Origin of the sequence: Paenibacillus soyae (genome assembly GCF_024623455.1) — a bacterium.
Classification (GTDB): Bacteria; Bacillota; Bacilli; order Paenibacillales; family Paenibacillaceae; genus Pristimantibacillus; species Pristimantibacillus soyae.
The window spans coordinates 1-255 of record NZ_JANIPJ010000107.1; the positions used below are offsets into that span (position 1 = coordinate 1).

At 46.3% G+C, this 255-nt stretch carries 1 protein-coding gene; it reads right to left on the reverse strand.

The genetic code is table 11. From position 1 onward, the window contains the following. Window positions 1-4 precede the first annotated feature (4 nt). Window positions 5-255 (reverse strand): transposase (locus NQZ67_RS30970; RefSeq protein ID WP_257453193.1); only part of this gene is annotated, 251 nt, incomplete at its 5' end.

The window sequence follows — 255 nt, forward strand, 5'->3', positions numbered from 1 at the left end:
CGTCTTACGTTTCTTCTTTCGTCCGCAGTGGACCGTACCTTGCCATAAACATTTCTTCAAAGGCAGCCTTTGTTCTCGGATCTGCAAAACCACGAATCGCTCTGCCGAACCATTTCTCGTTGTAGTCCGTTGCTTGCAGGTAGATGATCTTCTCGGCGGATTCAATGTTTGTCAGGCTATTCATGGGCTTGAGGCGTTTGCGTAATTCTTTGTTCATGCGCTCAATCGAATTCGTTGTATAGACTGCGTATTGTA